The sequence below is a fragment of the Candidatus Ulvibacter alkanivorans genome (genome assembly GCF_003333325.1).
GTDB lineage: Bacteria > Bacteroidota > Bacteroidia > Flavobacteriales > Flavobacteriaceae > Ulvibacter_A > Ulvibacter_A alkanivorans.
Map to the genome: position 1 here is coordinate 1 of NZ_QOLC01000060.1, position 22,123 is coordinate 22,123.

Sequence of the window (22,123 nt, forward strand, 5' to 3'; positions counted from 1 at the left end):
GAAGAAATCTCTAAATAGGCTATGAGAATAGTTCATATTATAAATAGCTTGAATACAGGAGGAGCCGAAAAACTGGTGTTAGAAACTATTCCTGAATACAGAAAAAAGGGGTTGATGGTTGATGTTGTGCTACTAGACGGTACCGAGCATCCTTTTGTAAAGCAATTAAAGAGCAATAATGATATAACGCTTTTTAGCTTGGGAGTAGGAGGAATCTATAATCCGTGGAATATTTTTAAACTCAGAAAATATCTAAAGAACTACGATATTGCTCACGTTCATTTGTTTCCTGCACTGTATTTTGTTGTTTTTGCTAAGGTACTCTCAAACGCGAAAATTTCTTTGGTGTACACCGAGCACAGTACCTCCAATCGAAGATTAAAGAATACTATCTTTAGTTTTATCGATAAACATATTTATCGCTTTTACCATCGGATCATATGTATTACAGAAGAAATTCGTCATATCATACAGAACCATACGGGATTAAATTCAAAACGAGTAAAAGTAATTGAAAATGGGGTTGATATTTCAAGATTTCATAACGCATTGCCACTTGAGAGACATAAGATCGATAAGAGGCTTATAGCAAGTGATCTTGTTCTCATCCAAGTAGCGAGATTTAATCAACCAAAGGATCAAAAAACAGTAATTAGATCTTTAACCCGTTTACCACAAAATGTAAAACTCCTGCTTATAGGAGACGGAGAATTAAAAAATGAATGCGAAGCGTTAGTAGGTCAATTACAGCTCAAATCTCGAGTTTTTTTCTTAGGATTGCGCATGGATGTACCGCAGTTGTTGAAAATGGCAGATATCGTGATATTATCATCTTTTCATGAAGGTTTGTCGCTATCAAGTATAGAAGGAATGGCGGCAGGGAAGCCATTTGTAGCTACGAATGTACCAGGATTAACCGATGTAGTAAAAGGGGCCGGAGTATTGTTCGAACCGAAAGATGAAAAAGGCTTAGCCAACGAAATTAATAAGTTAATAGATGATAGTTTATATTACAATGAGATCGCTGCCGCCTGTTTAAAACGCTCAGAACAGTACGACCTCAAAAAGATGGTTGAACAACACATTAAACTGTACGAAGCATGCCTAAGAAAAAATTAATCCGTGTCACTACAGTTCCGTTGTCATTAGAAAAACTATTGGAAGGGCAACTATCGTTCATGCAACAATTTTATGAGGTGATCGCTGTTTCTTCGGAAGCCGACCGCTTAAAGCAATATGGCGAAAATGAAGGTGTTGCCACTTTTCATCTTCATCAAACACGGAAGATCACACCATTTCAAGACCTCAAAGCGGTCGTGACCTTATATCGCTTTCTGAAGAAAGAAAAACCATTAATCGTTCACACCCATACGCCTAAAGCAGGTATCGTCGGAATGTTTGCTGCATGGCTGGCTGGAGTGCCATTGCGTCTGCATACCGTAGCCGGACTTCCATTGCTGGAAGCCTCAGGAATAAAACGAAAGGTGTTGAATACCGTTGAAAAACTAACCTATAAGTTGGCCACGAACGTTTATCCCAATTCCCAAGGTTTGTATGATATCATTCTTGCCGAAAGATTCACCAAAGAAAAAAAATTAAAGGTACTAGGGCAGGGTAGTAGCAATGGCATCGATACACGCTATTTTTCGCCGGAGCACTTTTCCGAAGCAGAACTACTTCAGAAAAAACAACAACTAAACATCCCTCAATCCGACCTTATTTTTGTTTTTGTAGGACGAATTGTTTCAGATAAAGGGATCAACGAATTGGTTACTGCATTTACAAAACTGCAACAAAAGTTCCAAGATTGTTCGTTATTGTTAGTGGGGCCATTCGAAAATGATCTCGACCCTGTTTCAACTGGCACGCAAGAATTGATCGATCAAAACAAAAAAATCATTCTAACTGGGTATCAAAGTGATGTACGCTTATATTATGCCTTAGCTAACGTACTGGTTTTTCCTAGTTATAGAGAGGGCTTTCCAAATGTAGTGATGCAGGCTGGAGCCATGGAATTACCATCTATTGTGACTAATATTAATGGCTGTAACGAGATCATAGCGCATAAGGAGAACGGTCTCATAGTTCCGCCTAAAGATGGTGAAGCGCTACACCATGCAATGGAATTAATAACAACCAATAACGCGCTTCGGAAAAAAATGGCTTCAAACGCAAGGCCAAGAATTGTGAAACGTTACGATCGTCAAACCATGTGGCAGGCAATTTTAGAAGAATACAAATTATTAGAAACCAATCTTTAGTACCTTTGCAGCGTGTACCGAACTGTTATCAAGCCTACCTGTGATTTTTTAGTTGCCCTAGTGGCATTTGTCTTGCTTTTACCTATTTTTCTAGTGGTGGCTATCTTATTATGGATGTCTTTAAAAGGTAATCCGTTTTTTACTCAAACGCGTCCAGGTAAAAATAAAAAACTGTTTAAGATAATTAAGTTTCGCACCATGAGCAATGAGCGTGACGAGCAGGGAAAATTACTTCCGGATGAAGATCGCTTAGGCGGTTTCGGAGCGATCGTTAGAAAAACAAGCTTAGATGAATTGCCACAATTGCTCAACGTGATCAAGGGAGATATGAGTATAGTGGGGCCTAGACCGTTGCTTCCTGAATATTTGCCCTTATATAATTCTGAACAGCAAAAAAGGCATGATGTCAAACCGGGAATCACAGGATGGGCACAAGTAAACGGAAGGAACTCGGTAACTTGGGATGAAAAATTTACGTTAGACGTATGGTATGTACATCATATAAATTTTTTACTTGATCTAAAGATATTGTTTCTAACTGCAAAGAAAGTAGTCAACTCTGAAGGTGTCACAGCAACAGGTCATGTTACTATGCCTACCTTTGTAGACTATGTAAAAGAAAAGAATTTGAAAAAAAAAGAATGAAGAATATTTTAATTACCGGAGCAGGAGCTTTATTGGGTCAAGGCGTGTTGCGATGTTTGCATTTTGCAAAAGGACCCTATCGAATTATAACTGCAGATCCGAGTGTTCATGCAACAGGACATAGTTTAGCAGATGTATGTTATACCGTTCCATTTGTGTCTGGCGCCATGTATAAGAGCCGAATTCAAGAAATATGCGAGGAGGAGGCTATCGATATCATTTTGGTAGGAACTGATGTCGAATTGCCGTTTTTTGCCGAACATCAAGAAGAATTTCAAAACAAATACAACCTTCGGATTGTTGTGTCCAAAAAAGAAGTTATTGAAATTGCCAACAATAAATATCTTACAGCTCAATTTCTTAAAAAAAATAATTTTCCTTACCCTGTTTCTGCACTTACTACCGATGCAAAAGCTATTTCAAAATTACGTTCATCTTGTGAGTATCCTATGTTTGCCAAGCCCTACGATGGTGCTCGATCTATGGGTATTGAAGTAATAAAGAATAAAGCCGATTTAGATCGTATTTGCAGCTATGAAAACAATTTGGTAGTCCAAGAGTATTTAAATGATGCTGAAGGGGAATTTACAACTGGCTGCACCGTCATTGATGGAAAATGTGCAGCCATCGTTTCACTAACACGTGATTTGCGTAACGGAAATACTTGGCGCGCATTTAGAAATGGTGCATCCCCTTATGATACTACTATCAAGGAGATCGCAGAAGCTTTGGGTGTTGAAGGCCCTGTGAATTTTCAATACCGAATTAAAGACGGCAAACCGGTTGTATTTGAAATTAACTGTCGTTTTAGCGGAACCACACCGCTGCGTTATATGTTTGGTTTTAATGAAGTGGAAGCCCTCTTGGAATACTATCTAAACGGAACTACGATTGAGCAACCCCAACTCAAAGATGGCGTAGTATTAAGAACATTCTCAGACCTGTTTATGTCGAATGAAATGCTCCGTAATTTCGAAGAAAAAGGCACGACTAGCCAATATGAAACGCAGTATTTCCCTTTTAAAGTAAACGCATGAAATATCTGATATTTGGCGGAAGTGGATTTATAGGCTCTGCACTCAAAACATACCTGCAAGATCGAGGGGAAGAGGTGTTAACAATCTCTAGATCGGGTAAAAATGATGGTTTGGCAATTGATATTACGCGTCCGTCAGAATTTGAGAATATTGAATTCATCCCGGATGTCATTGTTAATTGTGCATCTCGGCTTCCCCAAGGAGGGATCAATTCGACCGACCCAACATTCGTGAATGAATTATTTTCCACAAACGTTTTGGGTGGCGTGAACATTTGCAAATGGGCTGTTGAACAGCGTGTTTCGAACCTTTTAAATTTATCTACTTTGGCGGTAGTAAATAAGCCTTGGCCGAATCCGTTACAGGAAACTTCAGTGCAATTACCAACCGGCCAGCATACCGCCTATGGGATGTCGAAACTTTCGCAGGAACAGATGATGAACGAAGCGGTACACAACACTGGAACAAAAGTGATTCATTTGCGTTTAGCTTCGATATATGGAGATTCGATGGAACCTTCAGGCGTGCTTTTTTTTATATTGAATCGGCTTCAGAAGAACGAAACAGTGACTCTCACCAATGCGAATAAAGTAAAGTTCGATTTTATGCACGTAAAAGATGTGTGTAAAAGCATTCTATATCTTTCCAAAGAAAAAATAACACATCCCATCATCAACACGGCGAGTGGAAATTCGATTTCATTAATGGAAGTCGCCAGCATGCTCAAAGAGATCACCGGTTCTTCTGCTGAAATTCATAATACAGATGAAACTACGGAAACTTCAGAAGCAACCATACAGGTCGATCTTTTAAAACATTACCTCGGAAAGGAAAACGACACCTTTATTCCATTGCGAGAAGGACTGACTACCCTAGTTAAAAATAATACCATATGAGACTGCTGGTAATTGGTGATGTACATGGAAACATTATTGCCTTAGAAAAGGTATTACAAGCGTTCCAAAACGAAGTAGATGCTATCGTCTCTCATGGTGATGTTGTGAACTATGGCCCGTGGAGTAATGAATGTGTTGCGCTACTCAAGGAAGTAGATTGCCAGAATTTGATGGGCAACCACGAAGAAGCGTATCTGCAAGGAGCCTACAATGGAAAGAGTGATCTGGTGAAGGCTTTTTTTGCGGTTACTTATAAAGACTTCATATATCTGGATGAAATTCGTAATTATCGAGAATACTTTGAAATAGGAGAATTCTTAATCCGTCATACAATTAACGATTCGTATTATTATCCCGATTCAGACCTTACCGATGTTGTTTTAACTAAAAATACGATTATTGGGCATTCCCACTATGCGTTTCACAGGACATTATCCAATGGAAAAACCCTAACCAACACAGGAAGTGTGGGACAAAACAGAAAAAATCTTTCAAAAATTGAATGTATAATTCTTGAGGTTGAAAAAAAGCAAATCATACCAAAAACGTTAATCTATGACCCAATACCTATAATAAACGAAATGAGAGTGAAAAAATTTCCCGAAATTTGCATCCAATATTATCAAAGTAAACTCCGCTAAGTCCTCACATTATGCCTAAAATATACCTTTCGTCTCCACATATGGGAGGCACCGAGCGACAATATGTAAATGAAGCCTTCGATACCAACTGGATCGCTCCTCTTGGTCCTAATGTCACCGGATTTGAATCTGATCTTGAGCAGTATTTAGGAAACGACGTTCATGTTGCAGCACTTAGTTCCGGTACGGCTGCCTTGCATTTGACGTTGATACTGTTAGGCATATCCAAAGGTGATGAAGTACTCTGCCAGAGCATGACCTTTTCGGCCTCGGCGAATCCTATTGTCTATCAAGGTGCTACGCCTGTTTTTGTGGATAGCGAACCTGACACTTGGAATTTGTGCCCCAATCACTTAGAACAAGCGATTAAAGATCGAATTAAGAAGGGGAAGAAGCCTAAAGCCATCATTGCAGTGCATTTGTATGGCATGCCGTATAAGGTAGAAGCAATTCGAAAGATAGCAGATACTTATGAAATCCCAATTGTTGAGGATAGTGCCGAAGCGTTAGGAAGTACCTATAAGGACGCTCCCTGTGGAACCTTTGGCGATATTTCTATCCTATCGTTCAACGGAAATAAGATCATTACAACCTCCGGTGGTGGTGCCTTGGTAAGCCATAACGAAGCTCACAAGGAAAAAGCCATCTTTTTAGCTACGCAAGCACGTGACCATGCACCGCATTATCAGCATTCCGAGATCGGCTACAACTATCGGTTAAGCAATATATCTGCCGGAATAGGTCGCGGACAAATGGAAGTGTTAGACGATCATATAAAATTGCGGAGGGCAATGCATTCTTTTTATGCTGAATTGTTTAGTGCTTCGGAAGGGGTTTCAGTTTTTTCTGAACCCTCAAGTGCATATTTTTCAAATCACTGGTTGAGCTGTATTACTGTGAACGAAAAGGAAAGCGGATTTACTTCCGAAGCAATACGATTGCATCTGGCCGAAGATAATATTGAATCAAGACCGCTTTGGAAACCAATGCATATGCAACCTGTCTTTAAAGATGCCCCCTATTATGGATCTGGCGTGGCTGAGAATCTATTTAAGAACGGACTTTGTTTACCATCCGGGTCTAATCTGAAAGAATCTGAAAAACAAAGGATTAAAGTTAAATTAACTTCCTATACTTAGATATTAAGTATATTTGCATCACTTAACCTATTGATTGTGAACACCCCAAAAACATTATTTAAAAGCCTGTATCAAGGAGACGATAAGATCAAAATGCTAGATCAACGGTATCTGCCACGATGGATCGTTGTTTTGATCGATGCTTTTTTAGCGATTATTTCGTTAGGATTAGTGTATTTTATATTGCTTGGTTCCCCTTTGAATTTCTTCGAAGTGCTTTCGTTGCCAATGCAAGGAGCTATCATTCTAGGAGTGAATGTGGTCTTCTTTTTCGTGTATAAGACCTACTCTGGTATAATTCGACATTCTACTTTTACCGATGTATTAAAACTGGCGTTTTCGTCGTTTACAACAGCCGCGTCTATCGCCATCTTTAATTACACCTACGTGGCTGTATTTGGTGAGAAAATATTTTTGACCACCTCTTTATTATTGTATTTGCTTATATCGTTTGTGATCATGCTCTTTTTCCGAATCGCGGTAAAAGAAAGCTACCAATTCCTTAGAAACACGGCGAGTAACTCGAAGAAAAAAAGAGTGGCGATCATTGGGGTTGACGACCATACGATTTCATTGGGGAAAGCACTAACGACCGAATCTAACATGCCGTTTCAACTTATTGGATTCTTAACACGAAATATCGAATCTACTCGATACAAGATCTTGGGAAAACCCGTATTCCCTATTAAAGATAAACTTTCCGAAGAATTAATTACCCTTAATATTGAAGGCGTTCTTATCATGAGCGAATCCTTTACAGGGAAAGAAAAAAATGAGATCGTTGAGCATTGTTTGGCAAGTAACGTCGAAGTGTTTAACGTTCCTACGGTAGAGTCCTGGAACAAGAAAGAGGATATCGACAAGCAAATTAAACCAATTCAGATAGAAGATTTATTGGAGCGTGAGCCAATTCATATTGACAACGAACTTATTAAACAAGACCTAAGCGGGAAGACCATTTTAGTAACCGGTGGTGCCGGCTCTATTGGAAGTGAGATCGTGCGACAATTGGCGCAATTCTCTCCAAAATTGTTGGTGATTCTTGATCAAGCTGAAACTGCACTTCACGAACTAGATCTGTATTTACAGCTAAATTATCCTGAACTCAATTTTATAACGGAATTAGCGGATATTAGTAATATGCACCGGGTAGGCTTGCTTTTTAGCAAGTATGAGTTTAACATAATCTATCACGCAGCGGCCTATAAACATGTTCCCATAATTGAGCGAAATCCGCATGAGGCCATTTATGTGAATATTTTAGGAACGGTAAATCTTTCTATACTAGCGGCCAGTTATGACATCGAAAAGTTTGTAATGGTCTCTACCGATAAAGCCGTGAATCCAACCAATGTCATGGGGGCATCGAAAAGAGCAGCCGAAATGTATGTGCAGTCGCTTCAAAATGAAAAAGGGGTGCATACGCGATTTATTACGACTCGCTTCGGAAACGTTTTAGGTTCAAGCGGATCGGTGATCCCTCACTTTAGAAAGCAGATTTCGCAAGGGGGACCGGTAACCGTGACCCACGAAAATATTATTCGCTATTTTATGACCATTCCGGAAGCCTGTCAGTTAGTGCTTCAAGCGGGTACCATGGGAGCAGGAGGGGAGATCTACGTATTCGACATGGGTAAACCTGTAAAGATATTAAACCTTGCCGAACGCATGATACGCCTTTCGGGTCTTGAACCATATGTAGACATCGACATTAAGATCACAGGCCTGCGTCCCGGAGAAAAACTGTACGAAGAGCTGTTAAATGACACCTCTACCGTTCAGCCAACACATCATCCTAAGATCATGATATCTAAAGTTCCAACGGTCGAATTTATAGACGTAAAGAAAAAGGTCAAGGAGATCGTAAAATCGGCTACCAGAGATAAGGATAAAAAGGTGGTGAAACTTCTTAAAGAATTGGTCCCGGAATTTAAGAGTGAGAATTCAGAATTTCAAGAATTAGACCATCCTAAACGAGAGGAATCAACAGAGATCAAGATTTCTACCTAATTAATTATGTAGGAATTCTATTTATAGGTTTTTCATAAGCCGTATATTTGCAGCAATTAAAACGCCCATGAAATATATATTTTTAGTACTAGTAGCTATGTTGTTACTGGCATCTTGTGCTACAAAAAAGGAAATACTCTACTTTCAAGACATTGAATCGCTTCACTTAGAAGAAACAGATCAATCTTTTGAACCGGTAATCGAAAATAACGATATACTCTATATTTCGATTTCATCTATAGACCCGGATGTGGTAAAGCCATTCCTGCGCGATACCGGTAATGAAACCAATACAGTAGGAAATAACAACCCAAGTTTAAGAGGGTATTTAGTAGACGCCTCCGGTAACATACGGTTCCCTGTACTAGGAACGCTTTCGGTTGCCGGTAAGACCAGAGGAGAAATTGAAGAAGATCTTAAAGCAAGGTTATCTCAATACGTTACCGATGTAGTAGTAGACGTTCGCATCCTAAACTTCAAGGTTACGGTGTTAGGAGAGGTTAGAAATCCCGGTGTATTTACAATAGACGACGAGCGTGTCACCATTCCGCAAGCCATTGGCCTGGCAGGAGACCTTACCGAAGATGGAAAAAGAGAAAATGTAACGGTGATCCGTGAAGTAAATGGGGTGCAAAAAGTAACCCGTATCGATCTAACTAAATCCGATCTTTTTAACAGTGATTTCTATTTCTTAAAACAAAATGATGTGGTGTATGTAGAACCTTCGCTAAAAGGCGTGAAGCAATCTGGTTTTATACCCGATGTTCCTGCCTTGTTGTCGCTAGTCACCATTGTATTGAGTACTGTTATCATCCTTACCCGATAATTTGTAGTGTATGAATAATAGCCCAAATGCTTCCGAAGTAAAAGAACTTTCCCTACGAGAGCAGATCGAACAATATACACGTTATTGGTATTGGTTTGTACTTGCTGTAATTATAGCCTTGGTAGGTGCCAAAATATATTTAAGATATTCCACTCCTTTTTATCAAAGTCAGGCACAAGTAATAATCAAAGACGATAAAAGCGGTGGTGGCCCGGCCGAACTAGCCGCATTTTCGGATATTGGGTTCTTCTCCAATTTTAAAACGAACAATATCGACAACGAATTGGCTATCTTCAATTCAAAGCGAATTATTTCCGAAGTGGTAAAAGAACTGAAACTACACATCAATTACGAATCGGTAGGAACGTTCAAGAATACCAATTTGTATAAATACAAGCCTTTTGAAGTTCAGTACTTGTCTATTCAAGACAGTGCAACAACAAATCCAGTTCCCAGACTCGTTTTTGAAGTAATTTCTACCACCGAATATAAAATGGAAAGCCCGACTGGAGTCATAAAGGGTACCTATCCGTTTGGCGAACGAATTACATTACCCTTCGGAGAAATAACGGTATTCCCAGTGATCGATACTTCGGAAAAATTTGAGAATTTTATTGGTCGTCCTATTGCTGTTACCTATCGCCCTATTGAAGCTGTAGCTTCAGCGTACCAACAACGTATTAAGGTTTCAAATATTAACAAGAACAGCAATGTAGTTGATATTACCATGAATTCGCCGGTTCGTGAAAAAGCCGAAGATTTTATCAATGAACTCATCTTTCAGTATAATAAGGACGCGATCAACGATCGTAGCCAAGTGGCACAAAAGACCTCTAATTTTATCGATTCGCGTTTAGATATTATTACCCGTGAATTAGATTCGGTAGAACGTGGCAAAGAGGAGTTTAAAAGTCGAAACCGACTTACAGATATTGAGGCCGAAGCCCAGCTTATTCTGGAAAATGCTAGCGAATTCAACAAAAGACAACTGGACGTTGGAACACAATTGGAATTGGCAAATACCATGATCGACTATATGGAAAATTCGTCGAGTAATGACCTGCTTCCTGCTAATATAGGACTTCAAGGAGAAGAAGTGAGTCAAGCTGTATCTAATTACAATGAGCTGATCCTTCAACGAAATCGCTTACTGAAGAATTCTACTGCGATCAATCCTGTGGTAGTCAATGTGAACAATCAGATCGAACAACTGCGTTCTAGTATTTTAACAAGTTTAAAGAACAGCAGCAACGCACTAAAGATATCCATGCGCGATCTAAACTATCAAGAATCGACGTTAAATTCAAGAATTGCGCAAGTACCAACCAAAGAGAAGATCTTTCGAGGCATAGAACGCCAACAAACGATCAAAGAACAATTGTATTTGTTCTTATTACAGCAACGTGAAGAAGCTTCTATATCGCTAGCGGTGACTGCTCCTAAGGCAAAAGTCGTAGATCGTGCTTATAGCACTAAAGAACCGGTGACACCAAATCGACAATTAATTTATCTGTCTGCCCTTTTAGCCGGTTTATTACTTCCATTTTTGGTGATCTATATTCGTACACTGTTAAACACCAAAGTGAGAAATCGAAGAGACGTAGAACGCGTTATTAGAGATGCAGCCATGGTTGGAGAGATTCCGCGCCTTAGAAAAGGAGACCATGAATTGGTGAGAACCAATGACAGAAGTATGCTTGCCGAATCATTTCGGATCTTACGTACGAATTTGCAATACCTATTTGTGAACAAGTTGCAAAAACAACAAGAGGCTAAATCTATTTTTGTTACTTCAACCATTAAAGGGGAAGGGAAGACATTCGTCGCTTTTAATCTTGCACTAACCTTAGCCTTAACGGGAAAGAAGGTTGTTTTGGTGGGAGCAGATATTCGAAATCCGCAGTTGCATAGATACCTACCGGAAAATTCACGTAATCAGAAAGGGTTTACAGAATATATTATTGATGACTCCATACGGGCAGATGACCTGGCTTCTGTTAGCGAAAATCACAAAAATCTTAGTATTATCCTTTCAGGCGCAATTCCACCGAATCCTGCAGAATTATTAATGCAAGAGCGAACTAAGACGTTTTTTGAAGAACTACACGGGATTTATGATTTTGTAATTGTAGATACAGCACCATCTATGTTGGTTACAGATACGATCTTGATCAATAAATTGGCCGATATAACCTTGTACGTGATTCGAGCAGGCTATACAGATAAGCGTTTGTTGGAGTTCCCTAAAGATGCCATAGATGATGGCCGATTGGCAAATGTGGCTACTGTATTGAACAACGTGGACCTTAATAATTTTGGCTACGGAAACAAATATGGTTACACTTACACCAGCGAGAACAAATCGTTGTTGCAACGTATTTTCAGGCGATAGCAATTAACATCTAATTATTGAAGCATACCGTTTTATGAAACATGTTCTGCTCGTTTTTCTAATAGCATTTCCTACGTTAGTAAGCGCTCAAACTCTAAATTTTGAGGGATCTGTTGAAGCAAGTGCCATTTTTTCTTCGGAAGAAGAACTGCCATTTTGGTTGTATACCAATACCAGCACGAGTGTATATCCTACCACTAATTTTTCCGGAATAGCTGCTTTTACAGTAGACTACAATTTTTCGGAAACAGCATCATTAGAAGTTGGAAGTACACTACTAGTTCGAGATAATGAGGTGGTCGAAGCGTTTCAACGAAGAGATCTTTATGTAGGTTTCAATAACCGATGGCTTAAGGCAACCCTAGGAAGTAGAAAACAAAAAGAGGTAGGCAAGGGTTTATCGGCATCCAATCGCAATTTTATTTGGTCTCACAATGCGAGGCCGCTTCCAGGCATTCTATTGGAAGCCAATGAACCTATTAGGATCTCAAATACATTTTCGGTAGACTGGGGAATCGGGCATTACCGGTTAAATGACGATCGATATGTAGATGATGTTCGTGTGCATTATAAGCGGCTTGGTCTCACTGCGGTCTTTGATGAAAATCATAAACTTACAGGGCGCTTGCAACACTTTGCGCAATGGGCCGGAACATCGCCTACTTTTGGAGATCTACCAGACGACTTCAGTGCTTTTGTAGATGTGTTCTTTGCACGTAGCGGCGCCGAATCTACCATTGGTGGTGAGGTGATCAATGCGTTAGGAAACCATTTAGGAACCTACTACATCGAGTACGAATTTAAAACCGAGGCCGGTATTTTCCAGACGTATCACGACCATCCGTTCGAAGACGGCTCAGGAACCCGATTGGCAAATTTTCCCGATGGGATTTGGGGACTACAATTTGAGCCGGCGAATCCGAAGTGGTTCACGGCAATTTTATACGAATATATCGATTCTAGCGATCAAAGTGGCAGTGCTTCTAAAAGTGGATTTGATGGGTATTTTGGAAATAATTTATATAGAAGCGGTTGGAGTTACGAAGGCAATGTTATCGGACTCCCATTTATTGTGTTCGACCGTAGTGTGGTCTTAAACGATAAGACTTCACCGTATAGCAGCAACCGTGCTAGAGTTCATCATTTAGGTGTTCAAGGCGCTATCAAACAGTTTAAATGGACGATACGATCTACTTATGCGTCTTACTTAGGAACTTATAGACGACCCTTTATACCTCAAGTAAATAGGTGGTCTAACTATGGTTCGCTGGCATACACCTTTAGTAAAGCTGGAACCCTTCAAGTCTTTGGTGGTGCCGATACCGGAAATATTGGTAATACCATTATTGGTGGTGGGTTGTCGTATCGCTATTCTTTTTAATTTTTCTGAAAGTTCAGGTGTTTTTTCCCAATTCCTAAAGCGATTCAGCTATATTTGAAATAGTATGAGCACCTTGGTCCAACTTTCAATCTTACCTCGACAACAAGAGGACACCCATTTTATCTTAGAGGAGGGCCTGAAGAAAGCCCGCCTTCGGAAATCGGATATCAAAGAGTGGCGCATCCGAAAACGTTCAATAGACGCACGAAGAAAACCAATAAAGGTCAATCTTCAGTTAGAGTTCTGGAAACAGGAGGATGAAATTAAAACACTTTCGCCCTTTGTGCCGCAACATGTTTCCGAAGCAAAAGAGATCGTGATCATTGGTGCCGGGCCGGCAGGATTGTTTGCTGCTTTGCGCGCCTTAGAGGCCGGTCTAAAACCAATTGTCTACGAAAGAGGGAAAGATGTACGATCTCGACGAAGAGATTTGGCTACGATCAATAAAGAGCATATCGTGAACCCGGAATCTAACTACTGCTTTGGAGAGGGGGGAGCAGGTACCTACTCTGATGGTAAACTGTACACGAGATCTAAAAAACGGGGCAATGTACTTAAGGCAATGGAATGGTTTGTTCATTTTGGTGCCGACCCGGATATTTTAGTAGAGTCACATCCGCATATAGGTACTAACAAACTGCCAAAGATCATAACCGCCATGCGTGAGGCGATCATTGAGAATGGAGGGGAAGTACACTTCAACTCCAAGCTTACAAATATTAAAGTAGAAAATTCGGCTATCACTGCGATCGCGATAAATAATGAGGAATGGAGATCGGTGACCGACCTTATACTAGCGACCGGGCATTCTGCTCGGGATATTTTTTATTTGCTGGATGAGAATCATATTAGTATTGAAGCGAAACCGTTTGCGTTGGGTGTGCGAATAGAGCATTCTCAAGAACTGATAGATCATATACAGTATCACGGCGATGGTGACAATCCGAATCTACCACCGGCAGCATATTCGCTGGTCGAACAGGTAGATGGATTAGGGGTCTATTCGTTTTGTATGTGTCCGGGCGGGATTATTGCGCCTTGTGCGACAGCGCAGAACGAAGTAGTAACCAATGGTTGGAGCCCGAGTAAGCGAAACAATCCCTATGCAAATTCTGGCGTAGTCGTTAGTGTCGACCCATCAGATCTTCCCAACTACAAACCCGAAGATCCTTTTGTATGTCTTGACTTTCAGAAGGAAGTCGAGCAACGTTGTTGGGAGGCCGCCGGAAGAACACAACGGGTACCGGCGCAGCGAATGATCGATTTTGTGAACGGAAAGGTTTCCGAAGACTTTCCAAAGACCTCTTATCAGCCGGGAATCGTGTCGGTAGACCTACACAACGTCTTACCTCCCTTGATAGCCAAAAGGCTTCAAAAAGCTTTTATTTCCTTCGGAAAGAAGATGAAAGGATATTATACCAACGAGGCTGTATTGCATGCCCCCGAGAGCAGAACTTCTTCTCCCGTATCAATTCCTAGAGATCCCGATTCACTGCAACATATAGACGTAACGGGCCTTTATCCATGTGGGGAGGGTGCCGGGTATGCCGGTGGAATAATTTCGGCAGCCATCGATGGAATGAACTGTGTGGATGCCATCGCTAAAAAATACAAGTACTGATCTTTTCCTTCAAGGCATAAAAAAACCCGGATAAACCGGGTTGTATGTATTAGGATGGTGGTCCTTATTTTATTTCGACCAATTCTAATTCGAATGTTAGATCTTGCCCGGCCAATGGGTGATTTGCGTCCACAACAATGTGGTCGTCGTTTACCTCGGCTACGCGCAATTGACGCTCAGAACCGTCTGGATTCTTAGCCATAAGTCCCATTCCCACTTCAGGTTTTATCTCTTGAGGAAGGTTTTCTTTAGGTACCGGTTGAAATAGTTCTTTCTGAACCTCTCCGTATGCCTCTTCCTTCGGAATTGTTATTGTTTTCTTTTCGTTGACCTTCATGTCTATGATCCCTTTTTCAAATCCCGGAATAAGCGCTCCTTGGCCTAAGGTTACTTCCAGTGGTTCGCGCTCTACAGAGCTATCGAACACTTGTCCGTTATCTAGTTTTCCGGTGTAATGAACTTTTACGGTATCATTCTGCTTTACTTGACTCATAAATCTGTTTTATTCTAGTTTAATTGAGCGCAAAATTACAGCTTATTAGCTCCAATTCAAAAGATTAGCTAGATAATCGAGAATGTTGTGAAAATCTTAACGTTTGAATGTATCTTTCTACTTGGCTCCCAAGGGTATACCAAAAGGAGATAATAAACGCTCCAATTTATTGTGAGTACTGTTCGTTCTATTTTGGCGTAAGTAGGAAAGAATATTGGTAAGGTCCTCCGGCTCTTTATAGGTATTGAATTGACTGCTATAGTTTTTAAATATGGGTTCGTCGTATGCTTTTTCAATAACTGTAAAGATGTTCGAGTGACGTGCATCATTCAATATACGATCGGTGAATAAGTCTTTAACTATGGTCTCATCACCTTCCAAGACTTGAAAAAATTTCCCCATACCAAATAAAAGTATACCGTTTATATGGTGTGAATTATTAAAGTTGTTCACTTGATCGAAAAGAGAATTTATATCCTCATTGGTTAGACTGGCGGATGCATCACTGAAATAGCAAATGGTAAAGGAATTGTTGTTCATACCTTTAAAGGTAAGGAATATCTTTAATGTTGTTGATACTATTAAAAGTATTGTTAACAGTATTGCTTCATGAAACGTAATTCTATAAATTTCTAGATTAATGTTTCCTTACTTCCCGATGCAAAAATTAGCAAAGATATTTCCTAGCAGCTCATCATTCGATATTTCACCGGTGATCTCACCAAAATAATACAACGCTTGTCGAATATCGATGGCTAGTAAATCGCCACTTAGTCCGGCGTCTATTCCTTCTTGTACTTTTATGATCTCTTCAAGTGCCTTTAGCAATGCATCATAATGTCGCGTATTGGTTACTATGGTTTCATTATTACGCAACGCTCCTGTATTTACGAAGTCGAGCAGGGTATGTTGCAAGGTTTCAACGCCTTCTCCAGACTTCGCTGAAAGAAGCAATGCACGAGCGCGTTCATTGGTGTTGGTAAATTTAGAAAGCGCCTCAGTGAGTTGAGCGCGCATCTTATTATCCAAGCGATCCACTTTATTCGCGATGATTACCAAGGGTTTTTGCGGATATTTATTCTTGATCTTTTCGATCTCAACGAGCACCCGATTCATAGATGCCTGCTGTAACTGATCGCTTTCTTCGGAATTATGATTCGATCGAGTATTCTCCATATCTCCGGCGTCAAATAGATATACTACAACTTGCGCTTGCTCTATTTTCTGAAAGGTTTTTTGAATGCCCAAACCTTCGATCGTATCGGTTGTATCACGAATTCCTGCGGTATCGATAAAACGGAAACCTATACCTCCAATTACAATTTCATCTTCTATGGTATCTCGTGTCGTTCCTGCAATATCACTAACAATTGCGCGCTCTTCTTTTAAAAGCGCGTTAAGTAAGGTTGATTTCCCCACATTGGGTTCACCGACAATAGCAACCGGAATCCCATTTTTTAACACATTACCGGTGGCAAACGAATCAATTAGGCGTTTTAAGACCTGAGTGATCTTTGTAATTAGTTTCTGAAACTCTTCTCGATTGGCGAATTCTACATCCTCCTCGGCAAAATCAAGTTCTAATTCGATTAGTGATGCGAAATTCAATAGTTCTTCTCTCAATTTTTTTATTTCTGAAGAAAATCCACCGCGCATTTGCTGTATGGCCAATTGATGTGACGCAGCACTGTCTGAAGCAATTAGATCGGCGACTGCTTCTGCCTGACTAAGATCCATTTTTCCGTTTAGGAAGGCACGCAACGTAAATTCACCTGCTGTGGCCATTCGACACCCCTTCCGAAGACATAATTGAATGATCTCTTGTTGAATAAAGGGAGAACCATGGCAGGAAAATTCTACGACGTCTTCTCCTGTATAACTATTCGGGTTTTTAAACACTGACGCTAAAACTTCATCAAGCGTTTTTTCTCCGTCTTTTATATGACCAAGGTGAATGGTATGTGTCTTTTGTTGATCGAGCTCTTTTCCAGAAACCGATGTAAAAATATTAGATGCGACACGAATCGAATCTTCTCCCGAAAGTCGAATTACCGCAATCGCTCCTGCTCCCGAAGGTGTTGCTAGGGCTACAATGGTATCATTATGCGTCATAGCCTGCAAAAATACAAATTAATTCTGGCCTTTAGTGGACGTATAATTGAATTGTAATAGGTTCTAATAACGAACTCAATAAATAGATAACTGTAACAAAAAATACAATTTACTACTAATATGATATAACCTTAAAATCAATCAAAAAATGGAAGTCATCAACCATACAACCAAACACACCGATACACAATTGTTGGTATTAACACAGATCTCTCAATTATTGGGATACCTCATTGGATTTGGAAGTTTAATAGCTCCCTTGATTATTTGGCTTACCAAACGCGACACAGTAATTGGCATGGACGAACACGGTAAGAACGCTGTAAACTTTCAAATAAGTCTGTTACTCTATATTTTTATAAGTATTCCGTTGATCTTTTTCTTCGGACTTGGAATTCTCACTTTGATCTTTGCTTGTATCGTCGGATTTGTATTGCCTATTATTAATGCAATACGTGCAAGTAACGGCGAGAGCCCTAGCGACTTCATGGTGATAAAATTTATATCGTAGAATATTAAAAAAAGATTTCTTACAATTGCGAGGCCGTTTTATTCAACCCTTCAATGATAATGGTAAATTCATTCAGACAATCAGATTTGACCTTCTCTATTTGAGCAGTATCCGGAGCTGGATTCGTAATGAGTTCACGATATTCTTTCAACATTGCACTTAGTTGTTCTGCTTCGATATAGTATAATGACATAGTGCTTTTATGAATAAGCGCAGATAGGCTTTTAAGATCGTTATTTTTGATGATTCCGTCAAAATCTTCCTTATAAGTAATTAAACCATCTAATGTACTAAGCACGAATTTTTTAATGAATTCCGGTTTATTGTTCGCCATTTTCTTATAACGTTGTATAGAAAAGGATGGGGCTGTATCTATTTCTTCGGAAGCGGATTTCGTAGATACAAGACTGGTTTTTAAAGGAGATTCAGAAGACTCACTAGCCACGTTGGAAGTATTGAAACTTTCTCGGTGCAAGAGCACCTCAAGTAATTCATTTGGTTTAAATGGCTTCGGAAGGTGATCATCAATTTGAGCCTGCTGTAGTTTTTCTGAAACTTCACCTTTGGTAGATGCTGAAAACGCCACAATCGATGGTTGCGATTTTAACGGTAATTCACGTATAGCTTTAGCAGTTTGGTAGCCATCCATTTTTGGCATTTGAAGATCTAACAGGATCAAGTCGAAATCATACTGTTCTACTAATTGTAATGCTTTCTTTCCACTTTTAGCAGCATGATAGGGTACATGCCATTGATTTAAATATTGAGAAGCGATAAAAATGTTATCCGGATTGTCATCCACAATTAAGACCAAACAGTTCATCAATGCTTCTAAATCAGACGATTTTGTGGTAATCCCTTTTTTGGAAGAAGCGTCTTTATCCAATGTATAGGAAATGGTAAAGCTAAAGCTGGAACCTTCATTCAATATGCTCTTCACGATCATTTTGCTATGGTGAAGTTCTAATAATTTTTGACTTATGGTCAGGCCTAGCCCAGTCCCGCCAAACTCTACACTTACATCATAACTTGCCTGAGAAAATTCTTGAAAAATTAATTCTAATTTTTCAGGTGGAATGCCAATACCAGTATCTATTATTTCAAAATGAAGCGTTTGACTTGTTGAACACGCTGCCTTAACGTGAATTTTCAAGGTCACACCCCCTTCTTTGGTAAACTTGATGGCGTTACCAACAAGATTGGTAAGAATTTGGTTTAATTTTACAGGGTCTCCAACAAATTGATCTTTTACGTTCTCTCCTAATTCAACTTGTAAGGCAATTCCTTTGTTCGATGCCTTTACCGAATAAGTCTCTTGTAAAACTTCCACCAGATCATGTAAATTAAACGAAACTTCCTCGAGCTCCACCATTCGTGCTTCTATTTTACTTAGATCTAACAGATTATTAACGAGTCCAAGTAAATTTTCCGAAGAATGTAATAACAAACGTGCATACTCCTTTTGGTTTTCATTTAACGGTGTCGCATGTAGTAAGTTTCCAATTCCTAAGATGGCATTTAGAGGGGTCCTAATTTCGTGACTTATAGTTGCTAAAAACTCTGCTTTAGCCTTCGAATCGGCTTCCGCTTTTCGTTTGGCCTTTAATAGTTCCATCTCGTAGTTCCACCGATCACTAATATCCAAGATTGTTGCTTGATAAATGTTAGGTTGATCGGCTGATGTAGGAACTTTTCTTGCATTGATAAGTCCGTGGAAAACACTCTTATCTTTATGTAGAATATCAAAATAGACTTCCTTTATAAACCCTTGCATTTGTATTAATGGAAAAAAGTGAGTTTCGAAAAATATTTGACCACCCACTCTAAATAAACTTGGCAGTGTTTTTTTATTTACCAATTCATCACGCTCATATCCCAACCAATCGAGCATAGTTTGGTTGATCTCGAAGATAATCCCATTCTTATAGAATGATACAGCACCGCAGGGAGCGTTGTTATATAGCTCTAGCGCTGTTTGGAGCTCAATTTGTCGCTCATCATTATGATCTAACCCTGCCATCTATTTTACCTTTGTAAAAACTCTTTTATCGCAGCAGTTGTCTCTTCCGGGGCACTTAGATTAGGGCAATGTCCTGTTGCTTCTATCTGTTTAAATGTACTATTTTCTATTTGTTCGGCTACATAAGTACCTACTTCTGTAGGTGCAATTACATCCTGCGAACATTGTAAGACCAGAGTCAGGACGCTCACCTGTTTTAAGTCTTCTCGATTATCAGATAGAAATGTAACGCGAGCAAAATTTTTAGCAATTTCAGGATCAGTTTGGCAAAAACTATTACTTAATTCTGCTCCCAATTCTGGCCTATCGGGATTTCCCATAATAACAGGTGCCATTGTAGTAGACCACCCCAAGTAATTACTGTCTAAAGTTTCTAAAAGTTCATCAATAGCTTCTGCTTCAAAACCACCTACATATGCTTCATCATTTATATATCGAGGCGAAGGACCGATCATTATTAAATTAGAGAACAAATCAGGACGCTTGTTTGAAGCCAATGCACCAATCATAGCACTTACCGAATGACCTACAAAGATTACATCTTTGAGATTTAGCTGTTCGCAAATTTCTATCACGTCGTCCGAATAAGCCTCTAGAGAGCTGTATTTTTGCTTAGAGTACAAAGAAGTATCTGACTTACCTGCACCTATATAATCGAACAGGATGGTTTGGTAATCTGCTTCAAACTCTGGAGCCACAAATCGCCACATATTTTGATCGCATCCGTATCCATGAGCAAATAAAATAGGTGTAGAACCAACCCCGTTTATATGGAGATTGAATTTGCCTAGAGCATCGGGAACGTAGTGATTTCCCATAGTTGAATTTTTTGTTAGTTGTACCAAGTTACGACATCCAATCTATTGGCACAACTAAAATGACAAAAGGATTCGTTTGGTTGAGAACAATGCGTTAGCGGAAAAAGCCTATAAATGATGCCAGTCTAAACTAAAAATCCCATCGTACGATGGGATTTTTTAAAAGAGTTAGATGAGAATTAGTTGTTTAACATTACCGGCATTACCAACATGGTAACTTGCTCTCCTTCATCCAATCCATCAATAGGAGTAAGGATACCGGCTCGGTTAGGCAATGACATTTCTAATGAAACTTCATCGCAGTTAAGATTGTTCAGCATTTCGGTTAAGAAACGAGAGTTAAATCCAATTTGCATATCGTCTCCTTGGTAATCACAGGTAAGGCGTTCTTCTGCCTTATTGCTGTAATCTACGTCTTCGGCAGAAATATTCAGTTCGGCACCGGCGATCTTTAATCGAATTTGGTGCGTGGTCTTGTTCGAGAAGATCGAAACACGACGAACTGAGTTTAAAAATTGATTTCGTTCTATTTGAAGCTTGTTCGGATTCTCTTTAGGGATCACGGCTTCATAATTTGGATATTTACCATCGATCAAACGACATACCAACTGCGTGTTCTCAAAAGTGAACTTTGCATTGCTCTCATTGTACTCAATTGCTACATCTTCTTCAGTCCCGGCAAGGATACCTTTTAAAAGCGTCAACGGTTTTTTCGGCATGATGAATTCGGCAGTTTCGGGAGCTGTTACATCTTCCCGAGTATATTTTACCAATTTATGGGCATCGGTAGCCACAAAGGTCAAGCCTTCCGAAGAAAACTGAAAGAAAACACCACTCATCACCGGACGCAGGTCGTCATTTCCACTGGCAAAGATCGTCTTGCTAATTGCAGTGGCCAAAATATCTCCTTGCACCACTGTAGAAGACGGATCCTTAAGTTCGACCGGGGTTGGAAATTCTTCTCCATCGGCGTAGGCCAACGCATATTTACCGTGATTACTGCTAATTTCAACCGTATTATTATCCTCAACTGTAAAGGTTAGTGGCTGCTCAGGAAACGTTTTAAGGGTATCTAAGAGCAAACGTGCAGGAATGCAAACCGCACCTTTTTCACTACTTTCCACATCTAATTTTGAAGAAATCGTCGTTTCTAGATCAGAGGCAGAAACAGTAAGAGAATTACCATCTAAGTTAAACAAGAAATTATCTAAAATTGGTAAGGTGTTGTTAGTGTTTATAATGCCTCCCAGCACTTGTAGTTGTTTTAGCAGATACGAACTCGATACGATGAACTTCATGTAAGGTTATTTTTTCTAAATA

At 39.7% G+C, this 22,123-nt stretch carries 19 protein-coding genes; 13 read left to right on the forward strand and 6 right to left on the reverse strand.

What is annotated here, in order from left to right:
- The first annotated feature begins 21 nt into the window (after positions 1–21).
- The 12 genes from DWA30_RS04700 to DWA30_RS04755 all read left to right on the forward strand — a co-directional run bounded on the left by DWA30_RS04700 (position 22) and on the right by DWA30_RS04755 (position 14,849).
- Positions 22–1,119, forward strand: a complete 1,098-nt coding sequence (locus tag DWA30_RS04700) for a glycosyltransferase (protein WP_114491386.1) — start codon at positions 22–24, stop codon at positions 1,117–1,119.
- A complete protein-coding gene (locus tag DWA30_RS04705; protein WP_114491387.1) occupies positions 1,101–2,261 on the forward strand; it encodes a glycosyltransferase family 4 protein in 1,161 nt (386 codons plus the stop codon). Before DWA30_RS04700 ends, DWA30_RS04705 begins: the two co-directional genes overlap by 19 nt.
- A gap of 12 nt (positions 2,262–2,273) precedes the next feature.
- Positions 2,274–2,906 carry a sugar transferase gene (locus DWA30_RS04710; protein WP_114491388.1) on the forward strand — a complete coding sequence of 211 codons (633 nt, stop codon included), beginning with the start codon at positions 2,274–2,276 and terminating at the stop codon, positions 2,904–2,906.
- On the forward strand, positions 2,903–3,943 hold the full coding sequence (locus DWA30_RS04715; RefSeq protein ID WP_114491389.1) for an ATP-grasp domain-containing protein: 1,041 nt from the start codon (positions 2,903–2,905) through the stop codon (positions 3,941–3,943). Before DWA30_RS04710 ends, DWA30_RS04715 begins: the two co-directional genes overlap by 4 nt.
- The gene (locus DWA30_RS04720) at positions 3,940–4,839 is read left to right on the forward strand and encodes an NAD-dependent epimerase/dehydratase family protein (protein WP_114491390.1); all 900 of its coding nucleotides are present in this window, start codon (positions 3,940–3,942) and stop codon (positions 4,837–4,839) included. Before DWA30_RS04715 ends, DWA30_RS04720 begins: the two co-directional genes overlap by 4 nt.
- On the forward strand, positions 4,836–5,480 hold the full coding sequence (locus tag DWA30_RS04725; protein WP_114491391.1) for a metallophosphoesterase family protein: 645 nt from the start codon (positions 4,836–4,838) through the stop codon (positions 5,478–5,480). The genes DWA30_RS04720 and DWA30_RS04725 overlap by 4 nt, the downstream gene beginning before the upstream one ends.
- A gap of 8 nt (positions 5,481–5,488) precedes the next feature.
- Positions 5,489–6,619, forward strand: a complete 1,131-nt coding sequence (locus tag DWA30_RS04730) for a DegT/DnrJ/EryC1/StrS family aminotransferase (protein ID WP_114491392.1) — start codon at positions 5,489–5,491, stop codon at positions 6,617–6,619.
- A gap of 36 nt (positions 6,620–6,655) precedes the next feature.
- Complete coding sequence (locus tag DWA30_RS04735; RefSeq protein WP_245933863.1) at positions 6,656–8,629, forward strand: polysaccharide biosynthesis protein; 1,974 nt, start codon at positions 6,656–6,658, stop codon at positions 8,627–8,629.
- Between the two features lie 67 nt (positions 8,630–8,696).
- A complete protein-coding gene (locus DWA30_RS04740; RefSeq protein WP_114491393.1) occupies positions 8,697–9,455 on the forward strand; it encodes a polysaccharide biosynthesis/export family protein in 759 nt (252 codons plus the stop codon).
- A 10-nt stretch (positions 9,456–9,465) separates the two neighbouring features.
- The gene (locus DWA30_RS04745; RefSeq protein ID WP_114491394.1) at positions 9,466–11,847 is read left to right on the forward strand and encodes a GumC family protein; all 2,382 of its coding nucleotides are present in this window, start codon (positions 9,466–9,468) and stop codon (positions 11,845–11,847) included.
- Positions 11,848–11,881: 34 nt separating this feature from the next.
- Positions 11,882–13,228, forward strand: a complete 1,347-nt coding sequence (locus DWA30_RS04750; protein ID WP_114491395.1) for a capsule assembly Wzi family protein — start codon at positions 11,882–11,884, stop codon at positions 13,226–13,228.
- A 64-nt stretch (positions 13,229–13,292) separates the two neighbouring features.
- Positions 13,293–14,849: an NAD(P)/FAD-dependent oxidoreductase gene (locus DWA30_RS04755; protein ID WP_114491396.1), complete on the forward strand. Its 1,557-nt coding sequence runs from the start codon at positions 13,293–13,295 to the stop codon at positions 14,847–14,849.
- Positions 14,850–14,913: 64 nt separating this feature from the next.
- On the opposite strand, the gene DWA30_RS04760 is transcribed toward DWA30_RS04755, so the two are convergent.
- The 3 genes from DWA30_RS04760 to mnmE form a co-directional block, all read right to left on the reverse strand.
- On the reverse strand, positions 14,914–15,342 hold the full coding sequence (locus DWA30_RS04760) for an FKBP-type peptidyl-prolyl cis-trans isomerase (RefSeq protein ID WP_114491397.1): 429 nt from the start codon (positions 15,340–15,342) through the stop codon (positions 14,914–14,916).
- Positions 15,343–15,459: 117 nt separating this feature from the next.
- Positions 15,460–15,882, reverse strand: a complete 423-nt coding sequence (locus DWA30_RS04765; RefSeq protein ID WP_114491398.1) for a BLUF domain-containing protein — start codon at positions 15,880–15,882, stop codon at positions 15,460–15,462.
- A 108-nt stretch (positions 15,883–15,990) separates the two neighbouring features.
- A complete protein-coding gene (gene mnmE, locus DWA30_RS04770; protein WP_114491399.1) occupies positions 15,991–17,454 on the reverse strand; it encodes a tRNA uridine-5-carboxymethylaminomethyl(34) synthesis GTPase MnmE in 1,464 nt (487 codons plus the stop codon).
- 148 nt (positions 17,455–17,602) lie between these two features.
- Here mnmE and DWA30_RS04775 point away from each other — a divergent pair, with 148 nt between their 5' ends.
- A complete protein-coding gene (locus DWA30_RS04775; RefSeq protein ID WP_114491400.1) occupies positions 17,603–17,965 on the forward strand; it encodes a DUF4870 domain-containing protein in 363 nt (120 codons plus the stop codon).
- Positions 17,966–17,984: 19 nt separating this feature from the next.
- Here the strand turns inward: DWA30_RS04775 and DWA30_RS04780 are convergent, their stop codons facing one another.
- The 3 genes from DWA30_RS04780 to dnaN form a co-directional block, all read right to left on the reverse strand.
- Positions 17,985–19,985: an ATP-binding protein gene (locus tag DWA30_RS04780; RefSeq protein ID WP_114491401.1), complete on the reverse strand. Its 2,001-nt coding sequence runs from the start codon at positions 19,983–19,985 to the stop codon at positions 17,985–17,987.
- A 5-nt stretch (positions 19,986–19,990) separates the two neighbouring features.
- Positions 19,991–20,803 (reverse strand): alpha/beta fold hydrolase, encoded by an 813-nt coding sequence (locus DWA30_RS04785; protein WP_114491410.1) that lies wholly within the window; start codon positions 20,801–20,803, stop codon positions 19,991–19,993.
- A 179-nt stretch (positions 20,804–20,982) separates the two neighbouring features.
- Positions 20,983–22,101 carry a DNA polymerase III subunit beta gene (gene dnaN, locus DWA30_RS04790; protein ID WP_114491402.1) on the reverse strand — a complete coding sequence of 373 codons (1,119 nt, stop codon included), beginning with the start codon at positions 22,099–22,101 and terminating at the stop codon, positions 20,983–20,985.
- Between the last annotated feature and the right edge of the window lie 22 nt (positions 22,102–22,123).

What these genes read in the sequence shown, in the direction of transcription:
- DWA30_RS04700 (WP_114491386.1), top strand. Translation starts at nt 22, where the DNA reads ATGAGAATAGTTCATATTATAAATAGCTTGAATACAGGAGGAGCCGAA.
- DWA30_RS04705 (WP_114491387.1), top strand. Translation starts at nt 1,101, where the DNA reads ATGCCTAAGAAAAAATTAATCCGTGTCACTACAGTTCCGTTGTCATTA.
- DWA30_RS04715 (WP_114491389.1), top strand. Translation starts at nt 2,903, where the DNA reads ATGAAGAATATTTTAATTACCGGAGCAGGAGCTTTATTGGGTCAAGGC.
- DWA30_RS04720 (WP_114491390.1), top strand. Translation starts at nt 3,940, where the DNA reads ATGAAATATCTGATATTTGGCGGAAGTGGATTTATAGGCTCTGCACTC.
- DWA30_RS04725 (WP_114491391.1), top strand. Translation starts at nt 4,836, where the DNA reads ATGAGACTGCTGGTAATTGGTGATGTACATGGAAACATTATTGCCTTA.
- DWA30_RS04740 (WP_114491393.1), top strand. Translation starts at nt 8,697, where the DNA reads ATGAAATATATATTTTTAGTACTAGTAGCTATGTTGTTACTGGCATCT.
- DWA30_RS04745 (WP_114491394.1), top strand. Translation starts at nt 9,466, where the DNA reads ATGAATAATAGCCCAAATGCTTCCGAAGTAAAAGAACTTTCCCTACGA.
- DWA30_RS04750 (WP_114491395.1), top strand. Translation starts at nt 11,882, where the DNA reads ATGAAACATGTTCTGCTCGTTTTTCTAATAGCATTTCCTACGTTAGTA.
- DWA30_RS04755 (WP_114491396.1), top strand. Translation starts at nt 13,293, where the DNA reads ATGAGCACCTTGGTCCAACTTTCAATCTTACCTCGACAACAAGAGGAC.
- DWA30_RS04760 (WP_114491397.1), bottom strand. Translation starts at nt 15,342, where the DNA reads ATGAGTCAAGTAAAGCAGAATGATACCGTAAAAGTTCATTACACCGGA.
- DWA30_RS04765 (WP_114491398.1), bottom strand. Translation starts at nt 15,882, where the DNA reads ATGAACAACAATTCCTTTACCATTTGCTATTTCAGTGATGCATCCGCC.
- mnmE (WP_114491399.1), bottom strand. Translation starts at nt 17,454, where the DNA reads ATGACGCATAATGATACCATTGTAGCCCTAGCAACACCTTCGGGAGCA.
- DWA30_RS04775 (WP_114491400.1), top strand. Translation starts at nt 17,603, where the DNA reads ATGGAAGTCATCAACCATACAACCAAACACACCGATACACAATTGTTG.
- DWA30_RS04780 (WP_114491401.1), bottom strand. Translation starts at nt 19,985, where the DNA reads ATGGCAGGGTTAGATCATAATGATGAGCGACAAATTGAGCTCCAAACA.
- DWA30_RS04785 (WP_114491410.1), bottom strand. Translation starts at nt 20,803, where the DNA reads ATGGGAAATCACTACGTTCCCGATGCTCTAGGCAAATTCAATCTCCAT.
- dnaN (WP_114491402.1), bottom strand. Translation starts at nt 22,101, where the DNA reads ATGAAGTTCATCGTATCGAGTTCGTATCTGCTAAAACAACTACAAGTG.